General features: G+C 59.3%; 25 protein-coding genes. 12 read left to right on the top strand and 13 right to left on the bottom strand.

The annotated features are described in order from the left end of the window. Positions 1-85: 85 nt before the first annotated feature. Together OK142_RS03270 and ndk are read left to right on the top strand one after the other, a co-directional pair. Positions 86-781, top strand: coding sequence for a glutathione S-transferase family protein (locus OK142_RS03270; protein ID WP_080600306.1), 696 nt, complete (start codon positions 86-88; stop codon positions 779-781). 101 nt (positions 782-882) lie between these two features. Then, entirely contained in the window at positions 883-1305 is a 423-nt protein-coding gene (gene ndk, locus OK142_RS03265; protein WP_003496769.1) for a nucleoside-diphosphate kinase, read from the top strand. Between the two features lie 267 nt (positions 1306-1572). On the opposite strand, the gene OK142_RS03260 is transcribed toward ndk, so the two are convergent. Together OK142_RS03260 and OK142_RS03255 are read right to left on the bottom strand one after the other, a co-directional pair. After that, on the bottom strand, positions 1573-2085 hold the full coding sequence (locus OK142_RS03260; RefSeq protein WP_498681027.1) for a hypothetical protein: 513 nt from the start codon (positions 2083-2085) through the stop codon (positions 1573-1575). Continuing rightward, positions 2082-2633 (bottom strand): CGNR zinc finger domain-containing protein, encoded by a 552-nt coding sequence (locus OK142_RS03255; protein ID WP_216331504.1) that lies wholly within the window; start codon positions 2631-2633, stop codon positions 2082-2084. Before OK142_RS03255 ends, OK142_RS03260 begins: the two co-directional genes overlap by 4 nt. A 61-nt stretch (positions 2634-2694) precedes the next feature. Between OK142_RS03255 and OK142_RS03250 the strand changes: the two genes are divergently transcribed. Next, the gene (locus tag OK142_RS03250; protein WP_498681025.1) at positions 2695-3591 is read left to right on the top strand and encodes a branched-chain amino acid ABC transporter permease; all 897 of its coding nucleotides are present in this window, start codon (positions 2695-2697) and stop codon (positions 3589-3591) included. A gap of 60 nt (positions 3592-3651) precedes the next feature. Here OK142_RS03250 and OK142_RS03245 read toward each other — a convergent pair whose 3' ends face one another. The 5 genes from OK142_RS03245 to OK142_RS03225 form a co-directional block, all read right to left on the bottom strand. Next, positions 3652-4119 (bottom strand): molybdenum cofactor biosynthesis protein MoaE, encoded by a 468-nt coding sequence (locus tag OK142_RS03245; RefSeq protein ID WP_498681024.1) that lies wholly within the window; start codon positions 4117-4119, stop codon positions 3652-3654. 4 nt (positions 4120-4123) lie between these two features. Further along, positions 4124-4378 carry a molybdopterin converting factor subunit 1 gene (moaD, locus tag OK142_RS03240; RefSeq protein ID WP_082184077.1) on the bottom strand — a complete coding sequence of 85 codons (255 nt, stop codon included), beginning with the start codon at positions 4376-4378 and terminating at the stop codon, positions 4124-4126. Continuing rightward, on the bottom strand, positions 4378-4965 hold the full coding sequence (gene pgsA, locus OK142_RS03235; protein WP_045015850.1) for a CDP-diacylglycerol--glycerol-3-phosphate 3-phosphatidyltransferase: 588 nt from the start codon (positions 4963-4965) through the stop codon (positions 4378-4380). Before pgsA ends, moaD begins: the two co-directional genes overlap by 1 nt. Before the next feature lie 102 nt (positions 4966-5067). Beyond that, on the bottom strand, positions 5068-7119 hold the full coding sequence (uvrC, locus tag OK142_RS03230; protein WP_498681022.1) for an excinuclease ABC subunit UvrC: 2052 nt from the start codon (positions 7117-7119) through the stop codon (positions 5068-5070). Continuing rightward, a complete protein-coding gene (locus OK142_RS03225; protein WP_035217889.1) occupies positions 7116-7904 on the bottom strand; it encodes an SDR family oxidoreductase in 789 nt (262 codons plus the stop codon). Before OK142_RS03225 ends, uvrC begins: the two co-directional genes overlap by 4 nt. A 350-nt stretch (positions 7905-8254) precedes the next feature. Between OK142_RS03225 and OK142_RS03220 the strand changes: the two genes are divergently transcribed. Further along, entirely contained in the window at positions 8255-8911 is a 657-nt protein-coding gene (locus OK142_RS03220; RefSeq protein WP_035217887.1) for an outer membrane protein, read from the top strand. 117 nt (positions 8912-9028) lie between these two features. Here OK142_RS03220 and OK142_RS03215 read toward each other — a convergent pair whose 3' ends face one another. Both OK142_RS03215 and OK142_RS03210 read right to left on the bottom strand, forming a co-directional pair. Continuing rightward, entirely contained in the window at positions 9029-9625 is a 597-nt protein-coding gene (locus OK142_RS03215; protein ID WP_082184079.1) for a glutathione S-transferase, read from the bottom strand. Positions 9626-9738: 113 nt separating this feature from the next. Beyond that, a complete protein-coding gene (locus tag OK142_RS03210) occupies positions 9739-10512 on the bottom strand; it encodes a ribonuclease T2 family protein (RefSeq protein ID WP_498681020.1) in 774 nt (257 codons plus the stop codon). 208 nt (positions 10513-10720) lie between these two features. Here OK142_RS03210 and OK142_RS03205 point away from each other — a divergent pair, with 208 nt between their 5' ends. Then, the gene (locus OK142_RS03205; protein WP_035242832.1) at positions 10721-11668 is read left to right on the top strand and encodes a lysylphosphatidylglycerol synthase domain-containing protein; all 948 of its coding nucleotides are present in this window, start codon (positions 10721-10723) and stop codon (positions 11666-11668) included. Between the two features lie 5 nt (positions 11669-11673). On the opposite strand, the gene OK142_RS03200 is transcribed toward OK142_RS03205, so the two are convergent. Beyond that, the gene (locus tag OK142_RS03200) at positions 11674-12537 is read right to left on the bottom strand and encodes a 23S rRNA (adenine(2030)-N(6))-methyltransferase RlmJ (RefSeq protein WP_498681018.1); all 864 of its coding nucleotides are present in this window, start codon (positions 12535-12537) and stop codon (positions 11674-11676) included. A 41-nt stretch (positions 12538-12578) separates the two neighbouring features. Between OK142_RS03200 and OK142_RS03195 the strand changes: the two genes are divergently transcribed. The 3 genes from OK142_RS03195 to OK142_RS03185 all read left to right on the top strand — a co-directional run bounded on the left by OK142_RS03195 (position 12579) and on the right by OK142_RS03185 (position 16571). Beyond that, positions 12579-14798 carry a molybdopterin-containing oxidoreductase family protein gene (locus OK142_RS03195; RefSeq protein WP_498681719.1) on the top strand — a complete coding sequence of 740 codons (2220 nt, stop codon included), beginning with the start codon at positions 12579-12581 and terminating at the stop codon, positions 14796-14798. Positions 14799-14856: 58 nt separating this feature from the next. Continuing rightward, complete coding sequence (locus OK142_RS03190; protein ID WP_498681016.1) at positions 14857-15480, top strand: NUDIX domain-containing protein; 624 nt, start codon at positions 14857-14859, stop codon at positions 15478-15480. Between the two features lie 134 nt (positions 15481-15614). Beyond that, positions 15615-16571: a peptidoglycan-binding domain-containing protein gene (locus OK142_RS03185; protein WP_498681014.1), complete on the top strand. Its 957-nt coding sequence runs from the start codon at positions 15615-15617 to the stop codon at positions 16569-16571. A 91-nt stretch (positions 16572-16662) separates the two neighbouring features. On the opposite strand, the gene OK142_RS03180 is transcribed toward OK142_RS03185, so the two are convergent. The 3 genes from OK142_RS03180 to purM all read right to left on the bottom strand — a co-directional run bounded on the left by OK142_RS03180 (position 16663) and on the right by purM (position 19475). After that, positions 16663-17598, bottom strand: coding sequence for an omptin family outer membrane protease (locus tag OK142_RS03180; RefSeq protein WP_082184084.1), 936 nt, complete (start codon positions 17596-17598; stop codon positions 16663-16665). A gap of 135 nt (positions 17599-17733) precedes the next feature. Further along, positions 17734-18405, bottom strand: coding sequence for a phosphoribosylglycinamide formyltransferase (gene purN, locus OK142_RS03175; RefSeq protein WP_498681011.1), 672 nt, complete (start codon positions 18403-18405; stop codon positions 17734-17736). Further along, on the bottom strand, positions 18402-19475 hold the full coding sequence (gene purM / locus OK142_RS03170) for a phosphoribosylformylglycinamidine cyclo-ligase (protein ID WP_003496737.1): 1074 nt from the start codon (positions 19473-19475) through the stop codon (positions 18402-18404). The genes purN and purM overlap by 4 nt, the downstream gene beginning before the upstream one ends. Before the next feature lie 296 nt (positions 19476-19771). On the opposite strand from purM, the gene OK142_RS03165 reads away from it, so the two are divergent. The 4 genes from OK142_RS03165 to ppx all read left to right on the top strand — a co-directional run bounded on the left by OK142_RS03165 (position 19772) and on the right by ppx (position 25498). Then, a complete protein-coding gene (locus tag OK142_RS03165) occupies positions 19772-20947 on the top strand; it encodes an AI-2E family transporter (RefSeq protein WP_082184086.1) in 1176 nt (391 codons plus the stop codon). 2 nt (positions 20948-20949) lie between these two features. Further along, positions 20950-21678, top strand: coding sequence for a DnaA regulatory inactivator HdaA (gene hdaA / locus OK142_RS03160; RefSeq protein WP_082184087.1), 729 nt, complete (start codon positions 20950-20952; stop codon positions 21676-21678). Positions 21679-21779: 101 nt separating this feature from the next. Next, a complete protein-coding gene (locus tag OK142_RS03155; RefSeq protein ID WP_082184653.1) occupies positions 21780-23978 on the top strand; it encodes an RNA degradosome polyphosphate kinase in 2199 nt (732 codons plus the stop codon). Next, positions 23975-25498, top strand: coding sequence for an exopolyphosphatase (ppx, locus tag OK142_RS03150; RefSeq protein WP_003496730.1), 1524 nt, complete (start codon positions 23975-23977; stop codon positions 25496-25498). Before OK142_RS03155 ends, ppx begins: the two co-directional genes overlap by 4 nt. The last annotated feature ends 57 nt before the right edge of the window (positions 25499-25555 follow it).

Genomic DNA, 25555 nt, shown 5'->3' with positions numbered 1-25555 from the left:
CGGTGCTATGACAAATCCTGATTTGATTTCAGGTGATGGCCGTTCTTATATCGTTTCTCCAACAGGACATAAGAGGGTGCAGCCTATGACGACCTCCAGAACCTTATATTCTCTCTGCGGAAGCGATAGCTCCCGGCCGTTTTCTCCCCATTGCTGGAAAACGGTGCTTTCGCTGGCGCATAAGGGGCTGGATTTCGAGGAACGCCCTTTGCCCTTCACGGTCATTCCGACGGTGGAGGACGGTTTTTCGAGGACCGTGCCGATCCTGCGCGATGGCGACCAGCTGGTGAGCGACAGTTTCGAAATCGCCCTTTATCTCGATGAAGCTTACCCGGAGCGCCCGTCACTGTTTAACGGCGAGGGCGGCAAGGCAATGGCGCGCTTTGTCGAAAGCTGGTCGCAGACCCAGCTTCACCCGGCCATCACCCGCATTGCCGTGCTCGATATCCACAATATGCTTGATGAGCCGGACCGCCTTTATTTCCGCGACAGCAGGACGAAGGCGCTCGGCCGGCCGCTTGAGGATGTGGTGGCCAATCGTCAGGCGGAAATCGCGGCCTTCCCGGCGCTCCTGGCGCCGATCCGCCGTATGCTGAGCTTCCAGCCCTTCATCGGCGGCACTTCGCCGTTATTTGCGGACTATATCGTTTTCGGCGCGCTGCAATGGGCGAGGATCACCACCGGGGCTGATCTGTTTTCTGAAAACGATCCTGTCCGGGACTGGTTCGAGGGCTGCCTCGATCTCCACGACGCGAGAGGCCGCAGTGTGACAGCGGCGTGAAATGTCTGCCGCCATCGTCGCAATGTGGTTGATCCCCCTTGTTTTCGGGCCTTTGGGCGGGTAAAGACCGCCCACTTTCTATAGGAAAAGGAAACGGACACATGGCGATTGAACGCACATTTTCGATGATCAAGCCGGACGCAACCAAGCGTAACCTGACGGGCGCGATCACCAAGGTATTTGAAGACAACGGCCTGCGCGTCGTCGCCTCCAAGCGCGTCTGGATGAGCAAGCGCGAAGCCGAAGGCTTCTACGCCGTTCACAAAGAGCGTCCCTTCTTCGGCGAACTCGTTGAAGGCATGACCTCCGGCCCGACCATCGTTCAGGTTCTGGAAGGCGAAAACGCCATCCTCAAGAACCGCGAAATCATGGGCGCCACCAACCCGGCCCAGGCTGCGGAAGGCACCATCCGCAAGACCTTTGCGCTCTCCATCGGCGAAAACTCCGTTCACGGTTCCGATGCTCCGGAAACCGCCGCACAGGAAATCGCCTACTGGTTCGCTGAAACCGAAATCGTCGGCTGATTCAGAATATCAACGGCTTGAATCGCCTTCTCAGGTGATTGCGTGAAGCCGCTGAAAAGACACGATGAAACGGAGCCGAAAGGCTCCGTTTTTTTTGTTTCAAGCACCGGGTAAATGGTTTTGTGCGCGAGCATCACCACACCCTCATTCCTGTGCTCGTCACAGGAATCCAGCCGACGCGCGTCTGCGCGGCGAAAGAGTCCCTCCAGCCCAAGGACTTGGGCTGACTAGATTCCTGTGACAAGCACAGGAATGAGGGGGAGGGGTTCACGACGCCGGACACCCCTCCACCGGTCGCATATCCGTCGTGCCATCCGGTTTGAACACCTCCGGATTGGGCGTATAGAGCGGCCCGACTGTGAGCGGCTTGGCCGGAAGAAGCGACTGGTCCGTGTCGGAGCGGATCGTGGTCTCTATCGTTTGCAGGATATCACCCTCCGGCCCCTTTATGCGGATGGTGACTTTATAGGGGCGGTCCTGCTTCACGCACTCGACCGGCGGGCTTTGGACGGCGATCTTCTCGTCTGCAGGGAAAATCTTCTCCCGCGTCGTCAACTCAGCGCCGCCGCGAGGATTTTCGAAGCTCGCCTCCAGCGTGCTGCCGTCGCGGATGGGCGCGATGCGTTGCAGGGTCACGAGATAGGTGGCAATCGCCACCCGGTAGTTGAAGACGAACATGCGGCCCGAAACCTTTGCGACATCGCGCGGCTCGTCCCGCTGGCATCCGGAAAGAGAGAGCAGCGCCGCAATCGCCAGCAATGGAATGGCAGTTCTTTTCATGTCTGCGCCTCCTTCTTCCGCTGATAATGCCGGCTGGCTTTCTGCCTGTTGCCGCACACCGCCATGTCGCACCAGATGCGGCTTCTGTTCTTGCTGCGGTCGATGAACAGCCAGCCGCAATTGCCGCAAATCTTCAGCCGTTCCCGCGTCTCTGCCGAAAGCAGCGAAAGGGCGGAATGGGCGGTCGCATTGCCGAGGCTTGTCGCGAGAGGAAACGACCGCAATGCCGCGCCGCAGGCGAAAAGAAGCTCAGCCAAGCTGCCGTCATCATTGCCGCCACTGGCGAGTGAGGAGCGGAAATAGTCGTCGATAGCCTCACGCAGACCAAGAAAAACCGGCCGCTTTTCCGCCTCAGGCGCGATGAGCGTCGGAAACCTGCCGCGCTCTGCACCGAGACGGGTCGCAGCTTCCGCAAAGGCAATGATCTGCTCGGGTGCGGCAAAACGGTCGATCGATTTTGCCGCGTCGGAACGCAAGATGATACTGTTGGCAACATCGAGTGCCAATGCGCCGCCTGCGAAACGATGTTCTGTCCAGCGAAATGTCATGTCAGACATTATAACTGTCAAAATCCATTTTAACAGTTATAATAGCGGCGGGAGGACGCGTTTGGCCTATTTCCTGCAACAATTGCTGAATGCCGTGCCGGTCGCCTCGCTTTATGCGGTCCTGGCCTTCGGTTACGCGATCGCCTTTTCGATCACCAGACGGGCGGATGTCACCTACGGCGCGATTTTCGCCTTCGCCGGCCAGACCTGCCTGCTGTTTGCCGATTTCGGCTGGAACCGGCTGTGGCTGGTCCTGCCCGCAACGCTTGCCCTTGGGGCGGGGATGGGGCTGCTCGGCGGGCTGTGGGCGGCGGCTTTCATCGGCAGGGCAGTGATGCGGCCGCTGGCGAAAGCCTCCCCCAATGCGGTGACGGTCGCCTCCATCGGCGTGCTGATCGCGCTCACCGAAAGCGCCAGACTTGCCGCCGGCACACGGCAATTATGGCTGCCGCCGCTTTTATCCGAACCGGTGCGTTTCTGGGCCGATGGCAGCTTTGCCGTTACCCTGACGCCAATGCAGATGCTGAACACGGCCGTTTTCTGCCTGCTCGTTCTCGCAGGCTATTTCTATTTGCGGCGTTCCGGCTTTGGCAGACGCTGGAAGGCGGTGTCGGACGATGCTTTCGCCGCCTCGCTCTGCGGAGTGAATGCGGGCAGAATATTCCTGCTGTCCTATTGCGCGGCGGGCCTTATCGCCGCAATCGCCGGCGTATTGGCGACCTTTTATTACGGCACAATGGATTTCGGCGCCGGGCTGGTATTCGGCCTGAAGGTCGTGCTCATTTCGGCAGCGGGCGGTTATGCCAGCCCGCTCGTCTGCGCGCTCGGGGCCGCTGCCGTCGGTTTTGCCGAAACCCTGTGGGTTGGTTACGGGCCTGTCATCTGGCGGGATGCGGCCGTTCTGACGCTTCTGGTCGGTTGGCTGATCGTCATGCGCAGCAGGGTGGAAGCGCCCTAGAGCATTCCGAGGAGAAGTGGGCGCCAGTTTTCCGTCCGGAAATGCGAAAACGACGAAGCGTTACCGCCACTTGTCCTTGGCCGCGTCATCCGTCGCCTTGGCCGCGATCCACTCGCCCGCCGTGCCATCCTTGCCATGTTCCTTTTTCCAGAACGGCGCGGAGGTCTTGAGGTAGTCCATCACGAAATTTGCGCCGTCGAAGGCGGCCTGCCGGTGCCGGGCTGCGGCGACGACGAGGACGATATTTTCGCCCGCGGCAATCTTGCCGTGGCGATGGATGGCAGTGAGACCGAGAAGGCCGAAACGCTCGATGGCGAGGTCGGCGATGCGGGTCATTTCCGCTTCCGCCATGCCGGGATAATGTTCAAGTTCCAGTGCTGCCAGCGTGCCGCCATCGTCGCGGCAAAGCCCGGTGAAGGCCACCACCGCGCCAATGCTCCTGTCGCCTTCCGTCAGCCTGCGGGTCTCCTCCGCAGCGTCGAAATCTTCGTGTTGCACGCGGATCGTCGGCTTGACGGCTGGCTGCATCCGCTCATCCCCCCGTCATTGGCGGGAAAATGCCGATCTCGCGCGCGCCGGCAATACTCTCGTCATGCTCGACATGTTCCTGATTGACCGCAACGCGGATCACATCCGGAAATTCGAAGGCGGCTTCGTAGTTTTCGCCACGGGTCGCAAGATAGGCGATCAGCTCACCGGCCGTGGTAACGGAGGAGGGGATGTCCAGCTCCTCCTCGGCCGTGCCGATCTTTTCGCGCACCCAGGCGAAATAAACGATCCGTGCCATCATTCTTCGTCCACGATGTGCTTGAGGCCCGCCTTGAAGTAGTCGTAGCCGGTATACATGGTCAGCGCCGCCGCGAGCCAGAGAAGCGTAATTCCCATTTCTGTCGTGTAGGGCAGAACCTTGTCGCCCGCAGGACCGGCAAGCAGAAAGGCGATGGCCACCATCTGGATGGTGGTCTTCCACTTGGCGATGCGGGTGACGGGAACGCTGACCTTCAGCGCCGCCAGATATTCGCGCAGGCCCGAGACCAGAATTTCGCGGCAGAGAATGGTAATGGCGGCCCAGAGCGACCAGCCGGCAATGGTGCCGTCAGCGGCCATAAGGAGCAGCACCGAGGCCACCAGCAGCTTGTCGGCGATCGGGTCCAGCATGCGGCCGATATTGGAGGTCTGGTTCCAGATACGCGCCAGATAACCATCGAGAAAATCGGTCAGCGAGGCGATGATGAACAGCCAGAGAGCCGTCCAGCGCGCGAAATCCGAGCTTTCCAGCTTTCCTTCGACGTAAAAACACAAAACGATGACAGGAACCGCCAAAATGCGGGCATAGGTGAGAAGGTTGGGAATGTTATATGCGCGCGAAGCCATGGGAAACCTGTCAGTCTGGATAAGCTGCCTTGATGCCGCCCCTGACGCATAGGGTCAACACGTTATTATGTTTTTTTAGCAGTTCATTGCGATACCGCGCCTTCAATCGCCACTGCTCTCATGGAAGTGATTGTAGATTTGCCGCGCCACCGCTTCTGAAATGCCGGTGACGTTCATCAGATCGTTGAGGCCTGCGCGGGAAACCGCCTTCGCCGTGCCGAAATGCTGCAGCAGCGAGCGCTTGCGTCCGGGGCCGATCCCCGAAATTTCATCCAGCGGATTGCGCACCATTTCCTTCTTGCGCCGCGCCCGGTGTGAGCCGATGGCGAAACGGTGCGCCTCATCACGCATGCGTTGAATGAAATAGAGAACGGGATCCCGTGGCGGCAGGGAAAAATCGCTGCGCCCATCCGCAAAGAAACGCTCGCGGCCCGCATCGCGGTCCACGCCCTTGGCGACGCCGATGGCGATCACACTGTCGCGTATGTCGAGTTCATCGAGGATGGCGCGCACCGCCGTCATCTGGCCCTGACCGCCGTCGATCAGGATCACATCCGGCCAGGTGGGGAAGGACATGTCGGCGGCTTCCTCCGGTGTCGGCGTCTGTGTCTGCCCGCGGTCGGGCTTGCCCTCTTCCTTCAACAGGCGCGAGAAGCGGCGGGTCATCACCTCGCGCATCATGCCGAAGTCGTCGCCCGGGGTGATGTCGGTCGATTTGATGTTGAACTTGCGATACTGGTTCTTCACGAAACCTTCCGGCCCCGCCACCACCATGCCGCCCACGGCATTGGTGCCCATGATGTGCGAGTTGTCGTAAATCTCGATCCGGCGCGGCACATAGGGAAGGTTGAAGGTTTCCGCAAAACCCTTCAGCAGCCGCGCCTGGGACGAGGTTTCCGCCAGCTTGCGGCCATGCGCCTCGCGCGCATTGGCAAGAACATGGTCGGTAATGTCCTTCTTCTCGCCGCGCTGCGGCACGCTAATTGTTACCTTGTGTCCCGCTTTTTCACCAAGGGCAGCCGCCAGAAGTTCCTGTTCCTCCACGGTTTCGGAAAGCAGGATTTGTTTCGGCACCGGCTTGTCGTCGTAAAACTGCGCAAGGAATGCATTGAGGATTTCCGAGCCGGGCAGGGACGGGTCCGCCTTCGGGAAATAGGCGCGGTTGCCCCAGTTCTGACCGGTGCGGAAAAAGAACACCTGAATGCAGGAAATGCCGCCTTCGTGATGAATGGCGAAGACATCCGCTTCCTCGATGCCGGCGGGGTTGATACCCTGATGGCTCTGGACATGGGAAAGTGCGGCCAGCCGGTCGCGATAGACGGCGGCGCGCTCGAAATCGAGATCCTCGGCCGCCTCGTTCATCTGCCGTGCAATCGCGGTCTTGACGCTCTGGCTCTTGCCGGACAGGAAATCCTTGGCTTCCTTGACGAGTTCCGCATACCCCTGATCGCTGATCTCATGCGTACAGGGGCCGGAACAGCGCTTGATCTGGTAGAGAAGACAGGGACGCGTGCGGGTCTCGAAAACACTGTCGGTGCAGGTGCGGATCAGGAAGGCGCGTTGCAACGAATTGATCGTGCGCCCCACCGCGCCGGCTGACGCAAAGGGTCCGAAATAATCGCCCTTGCGCGCCCGCGCACCGCGATGCTTGAAGATCGCCGGGGCGCGATTGTCGGCGGTGATGAGAATATAGGGAAACGATTTGTCGTCACGCAGAAGCACGTTAAAGCGCGGCCGCAAGCGCTTGATGAGGTTGGCTTCAAGCAGAAGCGCCTCAGTCTCCGTGCGGGTGGTGACGAATTCCATATGGGTGGTGAAACGCACCATCTGGGCGATGCGGTTGGAATGGACACGGCCCTGGGCATAGTTGCCGACGCGCTTCTTCAGCGAGCGCGCCTTGCCGACATAAAGCACATCGCCCGCCTCGTTGAACATGCGGTAGACACCCGGCGAGTTGGGCAGGTGTTTGACGAATTCGCCGATGAGGTCCATGCCCTTCAGGCCGGATTCATTCTTCCAGCCCGCATTCCAGTCCATGCCGGCAACGTCGCGCGGAGCCTCGGCCGCTTCTGTTACGGCAAGGCTTGCATCGTCGTCTTCGTCGTCGGTTTCATCGAAGAGAATACCGCCATCAGGCAGCTTCTTTCCGTTCATTCATTAATCTCCGCCACATCAGGGGTTTCCCAGCCAAGGTGCTGGCCGCCGTCGAGCGCGATCATTTGTCCGGTGACCGACGGCGTGTCGAAAAGAAAGCGAATCGTCCGCCCGAACTCATCTGCGGCAGGACCACGCTTTAATATAAGGCCGTCGATCTGCGCCTGAAAGTCCTCCGGCGCCTGTCTTTCGCTTTTGAAGGTGGGACCCGGTCCGATGGCATTGACCCGGACGCGTGGTGCAAAGCTCTGTGCCATCGTCCGCGTCGCGGTCCAAAGGGCGGATTTCGAAAGCGTGTAGGAGTAAAAACGCGGCGTGAGCGCAAGCACGCGCTGGTCGATGATATTGACGATCAGCCCGGATTTATCCTGTGGCAATTGTTCGATGAAGGCGGCCGCGATGAGGGAAGGGGCCCTGACATGCACGGCAAAATGCGCATCGAAGACCGCCGGATCGGGAGCCTCAGCCGAATCGTTGAGGAAAACGGACGCATTGTTGACGACGACGCCGATGGGGCCGAGCGCGGAAGATGCCTGTTCGACAAGCGCCATTGTCGGCGCAGATTGTGTCAGATCCGCCTGGACGGCGACGGCTTTGCCACCGTTTTGCCTTATTTCGTTAGCGAATTCCTCGGCTTCAGCCATCGAGGCATTGGCATGGACGGCGATTGCAAAGCCGTGGGCGGCCAAATCCGTGGCGATCGCCCGCCCAAGCCTTCGGGCGGCTCCGGTTATCAAGACTGTCTTCGGTATATTTTCTTTCACGGCGGACCTGCATTTGCTCATACCCGCCCTATTTGCTGGATATAAATGCAAATCGCAAGCTGTCCGTCGGCCCCAAAAGAATTGGGCGATTTTTTATTCACAATGCAATTTCGGTTTAATTTGAATATAACTAAGTTTAAAGCCGATCTATTGCTGATTAGGCTTCTGTTAGGGTTAATAAAACCCTTGTGGCAATTAGGCAACGTCTAATTCTAGTCACGTCTCTGCCCCAAACAATTCACATTTTGGCTCTTTGATCTCCGCATTCTCCCATCAAGTTCAGTTTCCAGAGGGGCGATTAACCCGACGATTTTTACACCGCGTCTGAAAACAATGTTTTGAGTGCAGAGCGGTCCTGAAAGGAGAATAGCATGCGTATTTTCGTAGCAACCCTTATGGCTTCGACCATGGCAGCTGCCGGCTTCTCGGCCGCTCACGCCGCTGACGCCGTAAACGAAGTGCCCCAGGCACCGGTGTCCTACGACCAGCCCGCACCGGTTAAGGATTGGTCCGGCGCTTACCTCGGTGGTACGGTCAACTATGACTGGGGTCGTTTCAGCTCCAGCAATGACGGCCGTGACGCCAAGGGCTTCGGCGGCGGTCTCTACGGTGGTTACAACATGCAGAGCGGCCAGATCGTTTACGGTGCTGAAGCAGACGTGAACCTGGGCGACGAGAAGGGCTCCGCCGGTACGGTTGCCGGTAACGCCGTCGAAGGCAAGCAGGGCGTCAACGGCTCGCTGCGTGGCCGCGTTGGTTACGACATGAACCCGTTCCTGCTCTATGGTACGGCCGGTCTTGCTGTCTCCGATAACAAGGTTCGTGACGCGACCTCCAAGGACAGCGCCACCGCGCTCGGTTACACCGTTGGTGCCGGTGTTGAAGCCATGGTAACGGACAACATCACCGCCCGTCTGGAATATCGCTACAGCGACTACCAGAAGAAGGACTACGGTCTCGACTCCGGCGCGTTCTCGCGTGGTTTCGACGATCACTCCGTCAAGGCCGGTATCGGCGTCAAGTTCTGATCCTTCTCGGATCGGTAAAAGAAAAGCCGGGGTTTACGCCCCGGCTTTTTTGTTTCTGCGACATGTGCCCAGAATGAATGCCCGGCGATCAGGCCGGGCATCTGTCGTGCTTCTGCGTCAGGCGGCGGCCTTCATTTCCGTGTAGGCTTCGAAACGCTTGCCGAATGTCTCGGGCCACTGCGCCAGCGCATCTCGCCCTTCGGCCCATTCACCGGCGAAACGCAGATCGAGATAACCGATCATCGCCGCAAGCGCGAAATGGCCGCCATGCAGTTTTTTGCCGGTTTTCGGCAGGTTCGCGTTGAGATGGTCGAGGCCCTTCACAACCTTTTTCCACTGCTTGTCGATCCATGGCTGGTGGATCTTGTCTTCGGGGCGAAAACGGCGCTCGTAAACAATGGCGAGCAGGCAATCCATGATGCCGTCGCAGAGCGCTTCCAGAATTTCCACTTCCGTGCGCTTGCCGTTCTTTTTCGGGTAAAGCTTGCCGCCCGAAAGGCGGTCGAGATAGTGCATGATCGCCACGCTGTCATAGACCGAGCCGCCATCATCCAGCAGCAGGACCGGGATCTTCCCGAGTGGATTATTGTCCATCAGCGTTGCCGGCTCGGCATTGGTGTCGACACGCACGGACGTGATGTCGATGCCGAGATGGCGGGCGGCCATGCGCACCTTGGCGGAATAGGGGGAGGCGGGCGAATAGAGCAGTTCCATGGTCGGGTCCTATGGGTTGGCGTCTGGTGACTGGAGTATTTCCAATAAAATGCGTAGCGGTTTTATGTCTGGAAAATATGTAAAATAAAGAAATCGAGATCATCCGATCCGCTTTAGCGAATGGGAATAATTTCGGTGGCACCGGCGCGGCAGCCTTTGCGGTCAAGCTCGGGGCAGTCGCGGAATGTCATGTCCGTATTGAGGCAGATGCGGACTTCCTCGAGGCGCTTTCCATCGCAGCTGATCGAGACGCCGCGTTTCGACATGCCGGGATTGGCATCGGTGAAGGCGGTTTCTATCGCGTCCGCAGAGAGAGTGGTGGTCCCAGCACCCGAGGCAATCTTTTCCGGCAGCCGGATGGCCTCGAAGGCGGCCCGGGTTGCTGAGAAATAATCCTTCTGCGAAAGGCCCGAGCACGAGCCGTGTTTGCGCCACTGGTGGCCGATCAGCCCCATGGAAGGCATGATGTCGAACATCGTGCGGCCGATCGCGTCAGGCACGCGGTCCGGCTCGCCGCTTTTGCAGAATTCGGGATAGCCAGTCTCGTTTTGCGGCCAAAGCCCATGCACGACGAAACCGTAACGCCTGTCGCTGCCGCATTGCTGGCGATTACCGGAGCCTTCGGAACTGGCGCAGAATGCCGGCGACCAAGACAGTGAAAGTACATAAAAATCAAAGCCCGTTCCGCGTGATACGGGATTTCTGCCCGTATCCTGCCGGGATGCATCGGGCCGGGAAGCGTCTGCCCCGGAATTCCCGACTGGTTGCGATTGTGATTGCGTCTGCCGGTTGCTGTCGGAGCCGGTGGGCGTGGATTTTTCCTGCGCGAACCAAAGCGCTGCAAGCGACAGAAGACCCAAGGCGATGAAACCCGCATAACGCTTCATTCTGCGCACGTTCCCCGGAAAATGGACGACCTCATGTCACCGTCGGCGACAAATCGGTCTTACATAAATTTGTGAACGGGGCAAACGGGCAATCTTCCATGAAAAGGTTGAAAGCTTCGCCGCATAACGAATAGAGTCGAACGAATCTTCTGCGGAAAGCGGAAATAGGGCTGGGGTGAAGCTGGAGGAAATAGGCGGGCATGACCGCATGACATCAAAGAAATACATCTGGCCCGTCGTTGGTCTTGCGACGATCGGTTTTTCAGCCTGGTTGCTCTATCATGAGCTGCGTGGTCTTTCGCTTGATGACCTGTGGGAAAGTCTGGCGGCCATTCGCGCACGGGACTGGGTGTGTTCCGGCCTGTCGACGCTGGTAGCCTATGCCGCCCTTGCTGGTTACGACCGTATCGCGCTCCAGCATCTCGGCCGCAAGGTGAACTGGTTCTTCATCACGCTCACCTCGTTTACCACCTATGCGCTCTCCCACAATGTCGGCGCTTCCGTGTTTTCCGGCGCCGTGGTGCGGTATCGTGCCTATACGTCGAAGGGGCTGAGCGTCGGGGAGGTCGGTGTGCTTGTCGCCCTTTGTTCCTTCACCTTCACCATCGGCACGATCATGCTGATCGGCATGGTGCTGGTCTATGAGCCTGACATTACCGAACGCTTTACCGGTATCCTGCCCGTGGAGGCATCGACGACAACCGGCATCCTGCTGCTTGTCGTTGTCGGTCTTTATGTGCTCGGCAGTCTTCTGAAGCTGAAACCGCTGAAAATCCGCTCGTTTTTCCTGCCCTATCCCGCACCGAAACTGGTGGCGCAACAGCTGGTCATCGGTCCGATCGAGCTGATCGGCGCGGCGGGCATCATCTATTTCGCGCTGCCGGAGGCGGGAAATCCGGGTTTCATGATCATCCTCGGTATCTTCCTGATTTCATTCTCGGCAGCGCTGATTTCTCACGCGCCGGGTGGGCTCGGCGTGCTGGAACTGGTCTTCGTCACCGGCCTGCCGGACATGAACCCCGCTGACGTGATTGCGGCGCTGCTGGTCTTCCGGCTGTTCTACCTCATCATACCGTTCATCATGGCCCTGTTCGTGATCCTGTTCTTCGAGCGATCACAGCTTGCGCAGGCGCAGAAGCGGGAAGGGCTGAGGTAACCCCCTCAATCCTCTTCCGGCTTTTCCTCGCCGCGCAGCCAGAAGGCGCGGTGCGAAGCGTACCGGTCCTGCGCCATCGCCGTTTTCAGGAATGGCAGCAGCGTGTGCAACTCGTCCTTCAGCGTATAGGGCGGGTTGACGATGATGAGGCCGGAGCCGCTCAGGCCCTCCAGCCGGTCGCTTTTGACGGAGAGTTCGGCGCACAGCATCTTCGGAATTTCGAAGGATTGCAGCCGCTCGTGAAAATCCTTGATCGGCGCGCCCTTTTTGAGCGGATACCACAGGCAATAGGTGCCGGTGGAAAAACGCCGATAGGCCTTGTTCAGGCCATCGGCCAGCCGCTGATATTCGTTCTCAAGCTCGAACGGCGGATCGACGAGGATAAGACCGCGCTTTTCCTTCGGCGGCAGATGCGCGCCGAGCGACAGCCATCCGTCCAGCTCGGTGACACGCACCTGATAATCGCCCTCGAACACGCGTGACAGGGCGCGTGCATCATCCGGATGCAGTTCCATGGCCGAAAGCCGGTCCTGCGGGCGAAACAGCATGCGCGCGAGTTTCGGTGAGCCGGGATAGAATTGCACGCCGCCATCCGGATTGAGCTCCCTGACGGCGGAAAGATAGGGTTCCAGCAATTCGGCGATGGGAGCAGGAAGATCGGCGTCCATCAGCTTGCCGATGCCGGTCTGCCATTCACCCGTCTTTTGCGCCTCTTCCGAGGACAGGTCGTAAAGGCCGATGCCGGCATGGGTATCCAGCACGCGAAACGCCTTGTCCTTGTTCTGCAGGTAGCGGACGAGGCGCGCGAGAATAGCGTGCTTGAGAACATCCGCGAAATTGCCGGCGTGGTAGATGTGGCGGTAGTTCATGGATCTGTCTCGCTTGCCGTTTATCCGGATGAATGGTGATGATGAATATTCTTGATGGACGTCACTTCGGCCTTTTTGCCGCATCGCTGATGCAATATAGAAAAGACATGAACGTTGCGACCCCGATTTCCGCTAAAAACGCCGCCGAAGGCACCACACGTGTTGGCCACACGGTCTGTCCTCACGACTGTCCGAGCGCCTGCGCGCTGGAAGTGGACATCAATGCCGATGGCCGCATCGGCCGTGTGCGCGGCGCCAATGCCAATACATACACCGCCGGCGTCATCTGCGCCAAGGTGGCGCGTTACTCCGAACGTATCTATCATCCCGGCCGTTTGCTGACCCCGAAGCGCCGCAAGGGCGCAAAGGGGGCTGGCGACTGGCAGGAGGTTTCCTGGGAAGCGGCGCTGGACGAGATCGCCGACGCCTTCGTCAAGGCTGAAGCCCGGCACGGCGCGGAGGCCATCTGGCCCTATTTCTACGCGGGAACCATGGGGCAGGTGCAGCGCGATTCCATCGAGCGGCTGCGCCATGCCAAGAAATATTCCGGCTTCTTCGGGTCGATCTGCACCAACATGGCCTGGACCGGTTATGTCATGGGCACGGGCGCGCTGCGCGGTCCCGATCCGCGCGAGATCGCCAAGGCCGATGTCGTCGTCATCTGGGGCACCAATGCGGTTGCCACTCAGGTCAATGTCATGACCCATGCGGTCAAGGCTCGCAAGGAACGCGGCGCGAAGATCGTCGTCGTCGATATCTACGACAATCCGACCATGAAACAGGCGGATATGCGCATCGTCGTGCGTCCGGGCACGGATGCCGCGCTTGCCTGCGCCATCATGCACATCGCCTTCCGCGACGGTTATGCCGATCGAGACTACATGGCGCGGTTTGCGGACGATCCGGCCGGGCTGGAGGCGCATCTGAAGACAAAAACGCCGCAATGGGCATCCGAAATCACCGGTCTTTCCGTCGATGAGATCGAGGATTTCGCAAGGCTCGTCGGTACGACGAAAAAAACCTTCTTCCGGCTGGGTTACGGTTTCGCCCGCCAGCGCAACGGCGCGGTTGCCATGCACGCCGCTCTTTCGATCGCAACGGTACTCGGCTCCTGGCAATATGAGGGTGGCGGCGCCTTCCATAACAATGGCGATATCTTCCGGCTCAACAAGTCGGAGCTGATGGGCACGGCCTATGCCGACCCCGATGTGCGCCAGCTCGACCAGTCGCAGATCGGCCGCGTGCTGACGGGTGACGCAGAAGCGTTGCGCCACGGTGGCCCGGTGACGGCGCTGCTCATCCAGAATACCAATCCCGTCAATGTCGCGCCCGAGCAGCGGCTGGTGAAACAGGGTTTCCTGCGCGACGATCTTTTCGTTGCCGTGCATGAGCAGTTCATGACGGAGACGGCTGAAGTCGCCGATATCGTGCTGCCCGCCACCATGTTCCTCGAACATGACGATATCTACCGCGCCGGCGGCCAGAACCACATTCTGCTCGGCCCCAAACTGGTGGAGCCGCCGGAAACCGTGCGCACCAATCTCTTCGTCATCGAAGAACTGGCGAAACGTCTCGGCATCGACCATATGCCGGGCTTCGGCCTCTCAGCCCGTGACCATGTCGACCGCATGTTGAAAGTCAGCGGCTGGGGCGATTTCGATACGCTGGCGGAAGAAAAGTGGATCGATGCGCAGCCCGCTTTCGAGGTGGCGCATTATCTCGAGGGTTTCGGTTATGGCGACGGAAAATTCCGCTTCAGCCCCGAATGGGCGACAGGGCCTTCTCCCAACCGGCCGCCGAAAAATATCGGCGTGATGGGCCCCGTTTCGCAATTTCCAAAATTCCCGGATCAGGTGGACGTCATCGAAACTGCCGATCAGGACCATCCTTTCCGGCTGGCGACATCGCCGGCCCGCAACTTCCTGAACTCCACCTTTGCGGAAACGAAAACCTCCGTGCAGAAGGAAGGCCGTCCCGAACTGATGATCTGTCCTGCGGACGCTACCCGCAACGACATTGCCGATGGCGACATCGTGCGCATAGGCAATGGCCGCGGCGAAGTGCGTCTCCACGCGAAAATCGTGGAGGGTGCCAGACCCGGCGTTCTGGTTGCTGAAGGGCTGTGGCCCAACAAGGCGCATCTGGACGGCGAGGGCATCAACGTGCTGACCGGCGCGGACGCCGTTGCACCCTATGGCGGGGCGGCTTTTCACGACAACAAGGTATGGCTCTGCCGCGAAGATCAAGCCAGCGAGGCTTGATATTGCGCTGCAACAGGGGCAGGCTCAACCAATTCCATGACAGGCAAGGACATATCCGGTGACACAGACACAAGCGAAGAACGTTCGGGCCGATACGGATACCGGCAGGGTCCGGCTGGTGGAGAAAGAAACGGTGTGGAAGGGCTTCGTGCATATGCAGAAGCTCGTTTTCGACCAGCGTATGCCGGATGGCAAGACGATCCGCATCGTGCGGGAAGTCCACGACCATGGCAGCGCTGCCGCCATCCTGCTTTACGATGCCAAGCGCGACAGCGTGGTGATGGTGCGCCAGTTTCGCCCCGCCGCTTTCGTGAACGGCGATCAAAGCTTCATGATCGAAGTGCCGGCCGGTCTTCTCGATGATGACAATGCGGCCGATGCCATTCGCCGCGAGGCGATGGAAGAATCCGGTTACGCGGTTGAGAAGGTCGACTATCTCTTCGATATGTATGCCAGTCCCGGAACGCTGACCGAAAAAGTCAGCCTTTTCGTTGCCCGTATCGATCTTGACGTGCAGGCCGGCAGTGGTGGGGGGCTGGAAACGGAAGGCGAGGATCTGGAAGTTCTGACCTACGGTCTCGACGAGGCCTTCGCGATGATCGCGTCCGGCGAAATCACCGACTCCAAGACGATCATTCTGCTGCAATGGGCCATGTTGAACCGGGACAGAATTTCACGCTGAGTGCTGCCCGGTGAATAATATCTTCACCGAAGTATACTCTAAATTACTTGAAATTCAATTAAAGATTGCCGTTGATTATTTTATTAACCCACGTAAGCTCTGTGTGCGTAAGTTCACGAGCGGCTGGGGAGCTGATGATGATCTTGGAGAAGGGTTCGCGCGGAAGTACCGTGCAGGCGATACAGGAAATACTGAATTTTCTGCATTTCGAAGGGCGCAAATCGGCCTCGGCAGACTATGACAGTCTTGAGACGGACGGCATCTTCGGTGCCGATACGGAAGAAGCGGTCCTCTCGTTTCAGGCGGACAGCGGGCTTTATGAGGACGGTCGCATCGGACCGGTTACACTGGCTGCTTTGCAGCAGGCGTTCGAAACCCGACAGCGAGAATTGTCGTCGCCGCTTTCACTCGGAGGGCAGGCGAATTACAGTATCGAGATGGGGCCTGCGGACCTCTTCGGGAGCGGAACGGAGAAAGGTTATCCGCGTCTCAGGCTGCGCAGCGATGTCATGTCCGCCTATAATCAGGTCTATAAAGAGGTTCATCGCCAAGGCGGATTGATGACCTCCTCTGGGGGCATCCGCGATTTATATGCCACCGTCAACAAGAACCGCAGCGCCACCTCCTTCCACTATTCCGGGCGGGCACTCGACCTCTTCATCTGGAGCGGCATGCAGGACCCGGCGACGGATGCCTATGTGGCCCAACGGGTTGGAGAGCGGCGCTATAATGTTTACGCCCGCTGCTGGCAGGATAAGGCTGAAAAAGGCGCTCTACCGCCACAGCAGACGATAACGGATGTCGTGACCAACAAGAGCCGGGTCAAGGGTGTATCGGTCACCGGCCATTTCCTCGATCTGACAGCGCTTTTTGCCAAAAACGGCTTCAAGCCGATCCGTGCACGGGCGGCTTTCGAGAAGGGTAGCGATTATCTCGGCGCCGAATGGTGGCATTTCCAGTGGGAAGTTGGCCTCGTTCCCGGCGTGTCGACCTTCGGTGCAGAATTGCAGAAGATCTATTCCAAGTCAGCCCTGGTCAATTCGCCGCCCTGGGCTTACCGCGATTATGTCTGGCAGCAGGACTGGTTTTAACGCCTGAAGGTGGGCACATGGATGATGAATTGAAGCCGCGTCCTTTTCGAAGGCGCGGCTTTTTGGGGGAGGCAGAAGACTGCCTCCGAAATCAGAACCGGCCCTTGACGCCGGCCCCCACGAAGATCGACTGCAAGCTGCCACCGCCGGCATTTTTTTCCGATGACAGGTTTCCGGCTCCGGCACCGCTATAATAGGTATCTCCGCGCCCGAGGCTGGTATAGTCGTAGGCACCGTCGAGATAGATCGAGGCGTTTTCCGTCAGGTCATAGGCAACGCCTGCCTTTACCCCGAACATGCCGGCCACATCGTATTTATCGGTAAAGCGCATGTCGCGCAGATGATGGTCGTCCGTTGCCTTGGCATAGACCATAGCACCGCCCTCCACACCGGCATTGAGCGACCAGTTGCCGAACCTTTGGCCGCCCGTCAGGTTGCCGTAGAAAACCGGGATTTGCTGGCGGTAGGTGATGACCTTCTCATCATCCCTGAATCTTCCACGCAAATCCCTTGGAGAGAAAAGGCTGTAGACGGCGCTACCGCCATAGGCCGACCATTGCACATCCGTGTAGCGAAAACCGACGCCAGCGCTCAGATATTGCTGCGGATCGTCAAGCAGCATGCGATTGAGTTCGAAGCTTCCCGAAAAATAATGATCAAGCCGCGTATCGTCATGTTGGGAGCGGTGACTCCAGTTGTTTTTGGAGCTGTCCCTGGAAAAAGGCGCCATCCAGTCGTAATCGGTCATGTAGCCATCGCCTTCGAAGCCGACGCGGCCTTCTGCCTTCACACGCCAGCCAGGCGCAAGCTCAAGCCCGAGCGAGCCGCGCAGCGCCATGGCATTTTTGGTTTCCCATTCGAGTTCGCTTACCTTGCGGTTGCCGATATGGACGGTTTCGGTCGCCCTGAGATTGAGAACACCGGCATCGAGCGAAGCGGTGATGCCGCTTTGCTCGGCGGCGAGCGGTAGGCTCGTGCTCACCAGTAAAAGGGCCGAAAGCGGCAGGGAAAATCTCGAAAATAGCATAATCGCTCCTGAATGACCGGAGGGCCCGAAATGCGGGGCCGTTGCGGGCATTAGAGATGATTATGGTAAATGATCGGTTTATTTTGGAATAAATGCCACTTTTAGTGTGTTTTTACTTTAGTGGTATCTTTATTATCAAGCAGAAATCAGGGTGCAATATTCAGATTTACTTGCGTCATTGTTGGTGATGGCCTTGCCGGCACCCATTCGCACCTTGCCTTCCGCCAGCTGCTTCAGGGCCAGCGGATAAAGCTGATGCTCGACGGTCAGGATACGCGCCGCAAGCGCTTCAGCCGTGTCGCCGGAGAGAACCGGCACCGCGCCTTGAGCGATCGTCGGGCCCTCATCCATGCCTTCGGTGACGAAATGCACGGTGCAGCCGGAAATCTTCATGCCGCTGTCGATGGCGCGCTGATGCGTGTGCAGGCCGGGAAAGAGCGGCAGAAGGGAAGGGTGGATATTGATGATGCGGCCTTCATAGGGGGCAATGAAATCCCCCGAGATCAGCCGCATGTAACCCGCAAGGCAGATGATATCAGGCGCGATCTCGCCAAGTGCGGCCAGAATGGCGCCCTCATGCTCGGCCTTGCTGGCATAGGTCTTGCGCTCGAAGGCCAGCGTGGGAATACCGAACTCCCGTGCCTTTTCCAGCCCGCCCGCTGACGCCTTGTCCGAGATCACACAGACGATTTCGGCCGGAAAATCGGCCGCCTGACAGGCCTTGGCCAGCGACACCATGTTGGAGCCGCTGCCGGAAATGAAAACGACGACGCGTTTGCGGCCGGACGGGAAGGCAGCGCTCATCATAGGCCGAGGGTGCCCTTGTAGATCGTGCCGTGCGCGCCTTCTTCGCGGGCCACCATGCGGCCGAGCGGGAAAACGGTCTCGCCTTCCGCCGTCAGAGCATCAGTGACCTTGGCGGCATTTTCAGCCGAAACGACCACGATCATGCCGACGCCGCAATTGAAGGTGCGCAGCATTTCCTTGGGCTCGACGCCGCCCGTTTTTGCAAGCCATGAGAAAACGGCGGGAACCTTGATCGCGTCGAGATCGATTTCGGCAGCGAGATGCTTGGGCAGAACGCGCGGAATATTCTCCGGGAAACCGCCGCCGGTGATATGCGCCAGCGCCTTCAGCGCGCCGGTCTCGCGGATCGCCTTTAAAAGCGGCTTCACATAGATGCGGGTCGGCGTCAGCAGCGCTTCGCCAAGCTTCTTGCCCTCGGCAAAGGGGGCGGGGGCATCCCAGTCAAGACCGGAGACCGATACGATCTTGCGCACCAGCGAGAAACCGTTGGAGTGTACGCCGGAGGAGGACAGCCCGAGAATGACGTCGCCTTCGGAAATATCGCCGGCCGGCAGAAGCTGGCCGCGTTCGGCAGCACCCACGGCAAAGCCCGCGAGATCATAGTCGCCATCGGAATACATGCCGGGCATTTCAGCGGTTTCACCGCCGATCAGCGCACAGCCGGATTCGCGGCAGCCCGCGGCAATGCCGGTAACGATGGCAGCGCCCTGATCGGGATCGAGCTTGCCGGTGGCGAAATAGTCGAGGAAGAACAGCGGTTCTGCGCCCTGAACGACGAGATCGTTGACGCACATGGCAACGAGGTCGATGCCGACCGTATCGTGGTAATTCGCGTCGATGGCGATCTTCAGCTTGGTGCCGACGCCGTCATTGGCAGCGACGAGAACCGGATCGGTGAAGCCGGCGGCCTTCAGATCGAACAGGCCGCCGAAGCCGCCGATTTCGCCATCCGCGCCGGGACGCCGCGTCGAGCGCACCGCCGGTTTGATCTTTTCGACCATCAGATTGCCGGCGTCGATATCCACACCTGCGTCACTATAGGTAAGACCGTTCTTGCCCGACTGGCTCATGGCTCTCGTCTCCGCTGGTTCCTTATGGCGTCGCCATTCGCACGGGACGGGGCCTGATGCAAGGGTTTGAGTGGCAAAACCTCCGGTTTTTAACGGCTTTGCGAAGCTTTGACCTTTTGTGAGCCCTGGGCTTCCTGACAGTCATATCTTCAATGCAGACTGGGAAACTCGTCTTCGTTGCGCTTGCCCGGCGCCGGCCTGCCAGCTGAGGTCGTGCTGTCGGTCTTGACCATGTGCACATGCACATCCTATCTCCATCATGGGCGGTGACGGCACGGCGACAAGAGGATGAACGGATGCAACCCCATGTGAGTGGTACGAACCTGCGCCGACAGGTGTTTTTCTGGATCGGCGTGCTTGCCGTCTTTATCCTTTTCCTGATGGTCTTCAGCTCCATTCTCCTGCCTTTCGTTGCGGGCATGGCGCTTGCCTATTTTCTCGATCCGGTCGCCGACTGGCTGGAGCGGCGCGGCCTGAACCGGCTGATGGCGACCGTCGTCATCCTCGTTTCTTTCGTGCTGATCTTCGCGCTGTCGCTCATCATCATCATTCCGGTCATTGCCGCCCAGGCCTCGGAATTCATCACCCGCATCCCGCAATATATATCGTCTCTCCAGCAGCTGATCGCCGGCGCGGATACCAACCTCCTGCCCGACTGGGTGAGCAGCCAGATCAATTCGGTGAAGGAGAATTTTTCCAAGCTCCTGACCGAAGGCGCCGGTTTCATCGGCACCCTGCTGACGCAGATCTGGAATTCCGGCAAATCGCTGGTCGATGTCGTGTCGCTGCTGGTGGTCACGCCCGTCGTCGCTTTCTACCTGCTGCTCGACTGGGACCGGATGATCGACAAGGTCGATAGCTGGATACCGCGCGACTACGTGCATACCGTCCGCCAGATCGCCCGCGACATGGACAATACGATTGCCGGTTTCGTGCGCGGGCAGGGGTCGCTCTGCCTGATCCTCGGCGTTTATTACGCTGTCGGCCTGTCGCTGGTGGGCCTCAATTTCGGCCTGCTGATCGGCCTTTTCTCCGGCCTCATCAGCTTTATCCCCTATATTGGTTCGATGGTCGGCCTCATCCTCGCCGTCGGCGTCGCCATCGTGCAGTTCTGGCCGGACTATATTTATGTCTTTCTGACGCTTGCCGTGTTCTTCTCCGGCCAATTCATCGAGGGCAACATCCTCCAGCCGAAGCTTGTTGGCAAAAGCGTCGGCCTGCATCCGGTGTGGCTGATGTTCGCCCTGTTCGCCTTCGGCGCGCTTTTCGGCTTTGTCGGCCTTCTGGTTGCGGTGCCGGCCGCGGCGGCGGTTGGCGTGCTTGTCCGCTTCGCCTTGTCGCGGTATCTTGAAAGCGATCTCTATCACGGGCATGCCGCCAATCTTCCCTGGGAAGCCAACCTTGCCTCGGAAGCCAACCTTGCCCAGGAAAAAAGGGAAACGTCCTCCAGCAAGGCGGATGGTCAGGGCTGACGATGACTGACCAGATCAAAACCGACAACGCCCGGTCAAAGGCCGAGCAGCTGCCGCTCGTATTCTCGCACCAGGCCGCCTCCGGCAGGGAAGACCTCCTCGTGTCCGCCTCGCTTGAGGCCGCCGTCAGCCTCGTTGACGAATGGCCGAACTGGCCGTCGCCGGTCGTGGTGCTGGCCGGGCCGCCAGGTTCCGGAAAATCGCATCTCGCCAATATCTGGAAAAACATCAGCGGCGCTGTGGAAATCCACCCGCAGGCCGGCGCGGATGCCGCACGAGCGGCCGAGAGCGCACCGGTGCTGTTCGAAGATGCCGATCGCCGCGGTTTCGACGATACCGAACTCTTCCACGTCATCAACAGCGTGCGCCAGCACGGCAAGACGCTTCTGATGACCAGCCGGCAATGGCCGGCCGCATGGCCGGTGACGCTGCCGGATCTGCGCTCGCGTCTCAAAGCCGTAACGGTGGTCGAAACCGGTGAGCCGGATGAAGGGCTTCTGGCGCAGGTGCTGATGAAACTCTTCGCCGACCGTCAGCTTTACATGGATGACAAACTCATAGGTTACATCGTCAATAGAATGGAGCGTTCGCTCGACACGGCACAGACGATTGTGGACCGGATCGACAGGCTGGCGCTCTCGCGTGGAACAAGGATTACCCGTCCGCTGGCGGCGGAAGTCCTTAACGCGATGGACAGCACAGCGGTGGGCGAGGGGCTGGACGGCGATTGACTGTCACAGTTCCGTCGTCAAACTGTTATACGGGCAAGAAGGACGATCACGCGATGCAGCAGGATCACGGGACGGAAACAGGTCAGGGGATGGAACACGGCATGGACGCAATAGTGCAGGACAACTTGGACAAGGTTCAGCCGGCGACCGAGGGCGAGAACCTCTGGGACAGCCCCGCCCGTTTCATCAACCGTGAATTCTCCTGGCTGCAGTTCAACCGTCGCGTTCTCGAAGAAACGCTGAACACGGATCACCCGCTTCTGGAGCGGCTGCGTTTCCTTTCCATCTCGGCTGCCAATCTTGACGAGTTCTTCATGGTCCGCGTTGCCGGCCTTGAAGGACAGGTGCGCCAGAAGATCACGGTCAAGACACCCGATGGCAAGACGCCGGCCGAGCAGCTGGAAGACATTCTGAAGGAAATCGACAACCTGCAGATGGAGCAGCAGGCTTCGCTTGCCGTCCTGCAGCAATATCTCGCCAAGGAAGACATCTTCGTCGTGCGCCCTGCGGCACTTTCCGATGCGGATCGGACCTGGCTCGGCACCGAATTCGAAGAGCGTATTTTCCCGGTGCTGACCCCGCTGTCCATCGACCCTGCGCACCCGTTCCCGTTCATCCCGAACCTCGGCTTCTCCATGGGCCTGCAGCTTGACAGCGTCAACGGCCGCGAGCCGATGACCGCGCTTCTGCGCCTGCCGCCGGCGCTCGACCGTTTCGTGCGTCTGCCGGATGACAGGAACGCCATCCGCTACATCACGCTCGAAGATGTAGTGGGCCTGTTCATTCACCGGCTTTACCCTGGCTATACGGTCCGTGGTTTCGGCACCTTCCGCATCATCCGCGACAGCGATATCGAGGTGGAGGAAGAGGCGGAAGATCTGGTCCGTTTCTTTGAAAGCGCCCTGAAGCGCCGCCGCCGCGGCTCCGTCATCCGTATCGAGACCGATAGCGAAATGCCGCAGTCGCTGCGCCAGTTCGTGGTGCATGAACTTGGCGTGCCGGATAATCGCGTCGCCGTTCTGCCGGGCCTTCTCGCACTCAACACCATTTCGGAAATCGTGCGCGCGCCGCGCGACGACCTGAAATTCGAACCCTACAATGCCCGTTTCCCCGAGCGCGTGCGCGAACATGCCGGCGATTGCCTTGCCGCCATCCGCGAAAAGGACATGGTGGTTCACCACCCCTACGAAAGCTTCGACGTGGTTGTGCAGTTCCTGCTGCAGGCAGCACGCGACCCCGAAGTGCTCGCCATCAAGCAGACGCTTTACCGCACCTCCAATGACAGCCCGATCGTTCGCGCGCTGATCGACGCGGCCGAAGCGGGCAAATCCGTCACCGCGCTGGTGGAGCTGAAAGCACGTTTCGACGAGGAAGCCAATATTCGCTGGGCGCGCGACCTGGAGCGCGCCGGCGTGCAGGTGGTGTTCGGCTTCATCGAACTGAAGACCCATGCCAAGATGTCGATGGTGGTGCGCCGCGAGGACGGCAAGCTCCGGACCTATTGCCACCTCGGCACGGGTAACTATCACCCGATCACGGCCAAGATTTATACCGACCTTTCCTTCTTCACCTGCAACCCGAAGATCGCCCACGACATGGCGAATATCTTCAATTTCATCACGGGTTATGGTGAGCCGGAAGAGGGTATGAAGCTCGCCATTTCGCCCTACACGCTGCGCTCGCGCATCGTGAAGCACATCAATGAAGAGATCGAGCACGCCAAGCGCGGTGCGCCGGCAGCGATCTGGATGAAAATGAATTCGCTGGTCGACCCTGAAATCATCGATTCCCTCTATCGCGCCAGCGCAGCAGGCGTGGAGATCGATCTCGTCGTGCGCGGCATTTGCTGCCTGCGCCCGCAGGTGGCGGGACTGTCGGACAATATCCGCGTCAAATCGATCGTTGGCCGCTTCCTGGAACACAGCCGTATTTTCTGCTTCGGCAACGGTTTCGGCCTGCCTTCCGACAAGGCGCTGGTCTATATCGGCTCGGCCGACATGATGCCGCGCAACCTCGATCGGCGTGTCGAAACACTGGTGCCGCTCACCAACCCCACCGTGCACGAGCAGGTTCTTTCACAGATTATGCTGGGCAATCTCATTGACAACCAGCAGAGCTACGAGATACTTGCGGACGGAACGTCGAGGCGCATTGAGGTGCGTAAAGGCGAAGAACCGTTCAACGCGCAGCACTATTTCATGACCAATCCCAGCCTTTCCGGACGTGGTGAAGCCTTGAAATCCAGTGCGCCCAAATTGATTGCCGGGTTGATTTCGTCCCGCAAGAAACAGGCTGAATGACTCGATCAGAAGCACAGGGGCGGCTGACCGGCCTTGCCCCCGTTTCCGTCATAGATATTGGTTCGAACTCCGTTCGTCTCGTCGTATATGAAGGCCTCTCCCGCGCGCCCGCCGTGCTGTTCAACGAAAAGGTCCTTTGCGGTCTCGGCAAGGGGCTGGCTCTCACGGGCCGCATGCATGAGGAAGGCGTGAGCCGGGCATTGATGGCCCTGCGGCGTTTCCATGCGCTTTCCGAACAGGCGCAGGCGCAGCAACTCTACGTACTGGCGACCGCTGCGGCGCGTGAGGCGGAAAACGGCCCGGATTTCATCCGTGAAGCCGAAGCCATCCTCGGTTGCGAGATCGAGGTGCTTTCCGGCGAAAAGGAAGCGCTTTATTCCGCTTATGGCGTGATCAGCGGTTTTTACGAGCCGGACGGTATCGCAGGCGACCTGGGCGGCGGTTCGCTGGAACTCATCGACATCAAGGGCAAAAGCTGCGGCGAGGGCATCACGCTTCCGCTCGGCGGCCTGCGACTGTCGGAGCAATCGGACGGCTCGCTGGAAAAAGCCGCGACCATTGCCAGAAAACACGTCAAATCCTTCGCAAAACTTCTGGCGGCGGGCGAGGGGCGTACCTTTTATGCCGTGGGCGGCACATGGCGAAATATCGCCAAGCTGCATATGGAAATCACCGGCTACCCGCTGCATATGATGCAGGGCTACGAATTGCCGCTGGAGGAAATGCTGAATTTTCTGGAGGAAGTCATCGTCTCCAGGGATAGCAAGGATCCGGCCTGGCAGGCGGTCTCCAAGAACCGCCGTTCGCTGCTGCCCTTCGGCGCCATCGCCATGCGTGAAGTTCTGAAGGTCATGAAACCGGCAAAGATCGCCTTCTCGGCGCAGGGCGTGCGCGAAGGCTATCTCTATTCGCTCCTGACGGAGACCGAGCGGGATTCCGATCCGCTGCTGGTCACAGCCGACGAACTTGCCATTCTGCGCGCCCGTTCGCCTGAACACGCGCGTGAACTGGCGGACTGGAGCGGCCGCACTTTCCCGGTCTTCGGTATCGAAGAGACGGAAGAGGAAAGCCGTTACCGGCAGGCGGCCTGCCTTCTGGCCGATATCAGCTGGCGCGCCCATCCGGACTATCGCGGCCTGCAGGCATTGAACATCATCGCCCATTCCTCCTTCGTGGCGATCACCCATCCGGGCCGCGCCTATATCGCGCTTGCCAACTATTATCGTTTCGAAGGTCTGAACGACAACGGCACCACCCAACCGCTCGCCGCCATGGCGGGGGATCGCCTGCTGGAGCTGGGGAAACTTCTCGGCGGCCTGCTGCGCGTTGTCTACCTCTTCTCAGCCTCGATGCCTGGCGTCGTCGACCACCTGAAATTCCGCAAATCCACCAATCCCGATCTCGATCTCGAATTCGTCGTGCCGCATGACTATTGCGATTTCGCCGGCGAGCGTCTCGACGGACGTCTGCAGCAACTGGCGAAGCTGACGGGCAAGCGGTTGGCATTTGTGTTCGAATAAATGGTCGCGCGCATGACGTAGCATAGAATGCTGGTCAACATGGGAGCTGGCTTAAGG

The organism is Agrobacterium sp. BT-220-3 (assembly GCF_025910175.1).
Lineage (GTDB): Bacteria > Pseudomonadota > Alphaproteobacteria > Rhizobiales > Rhizobiaceae > Agrobacterium > Agrobacterium oryzihabitans.
This window is presented reverse-complemented; position numbering and strand designations above follow the sequence as displayed.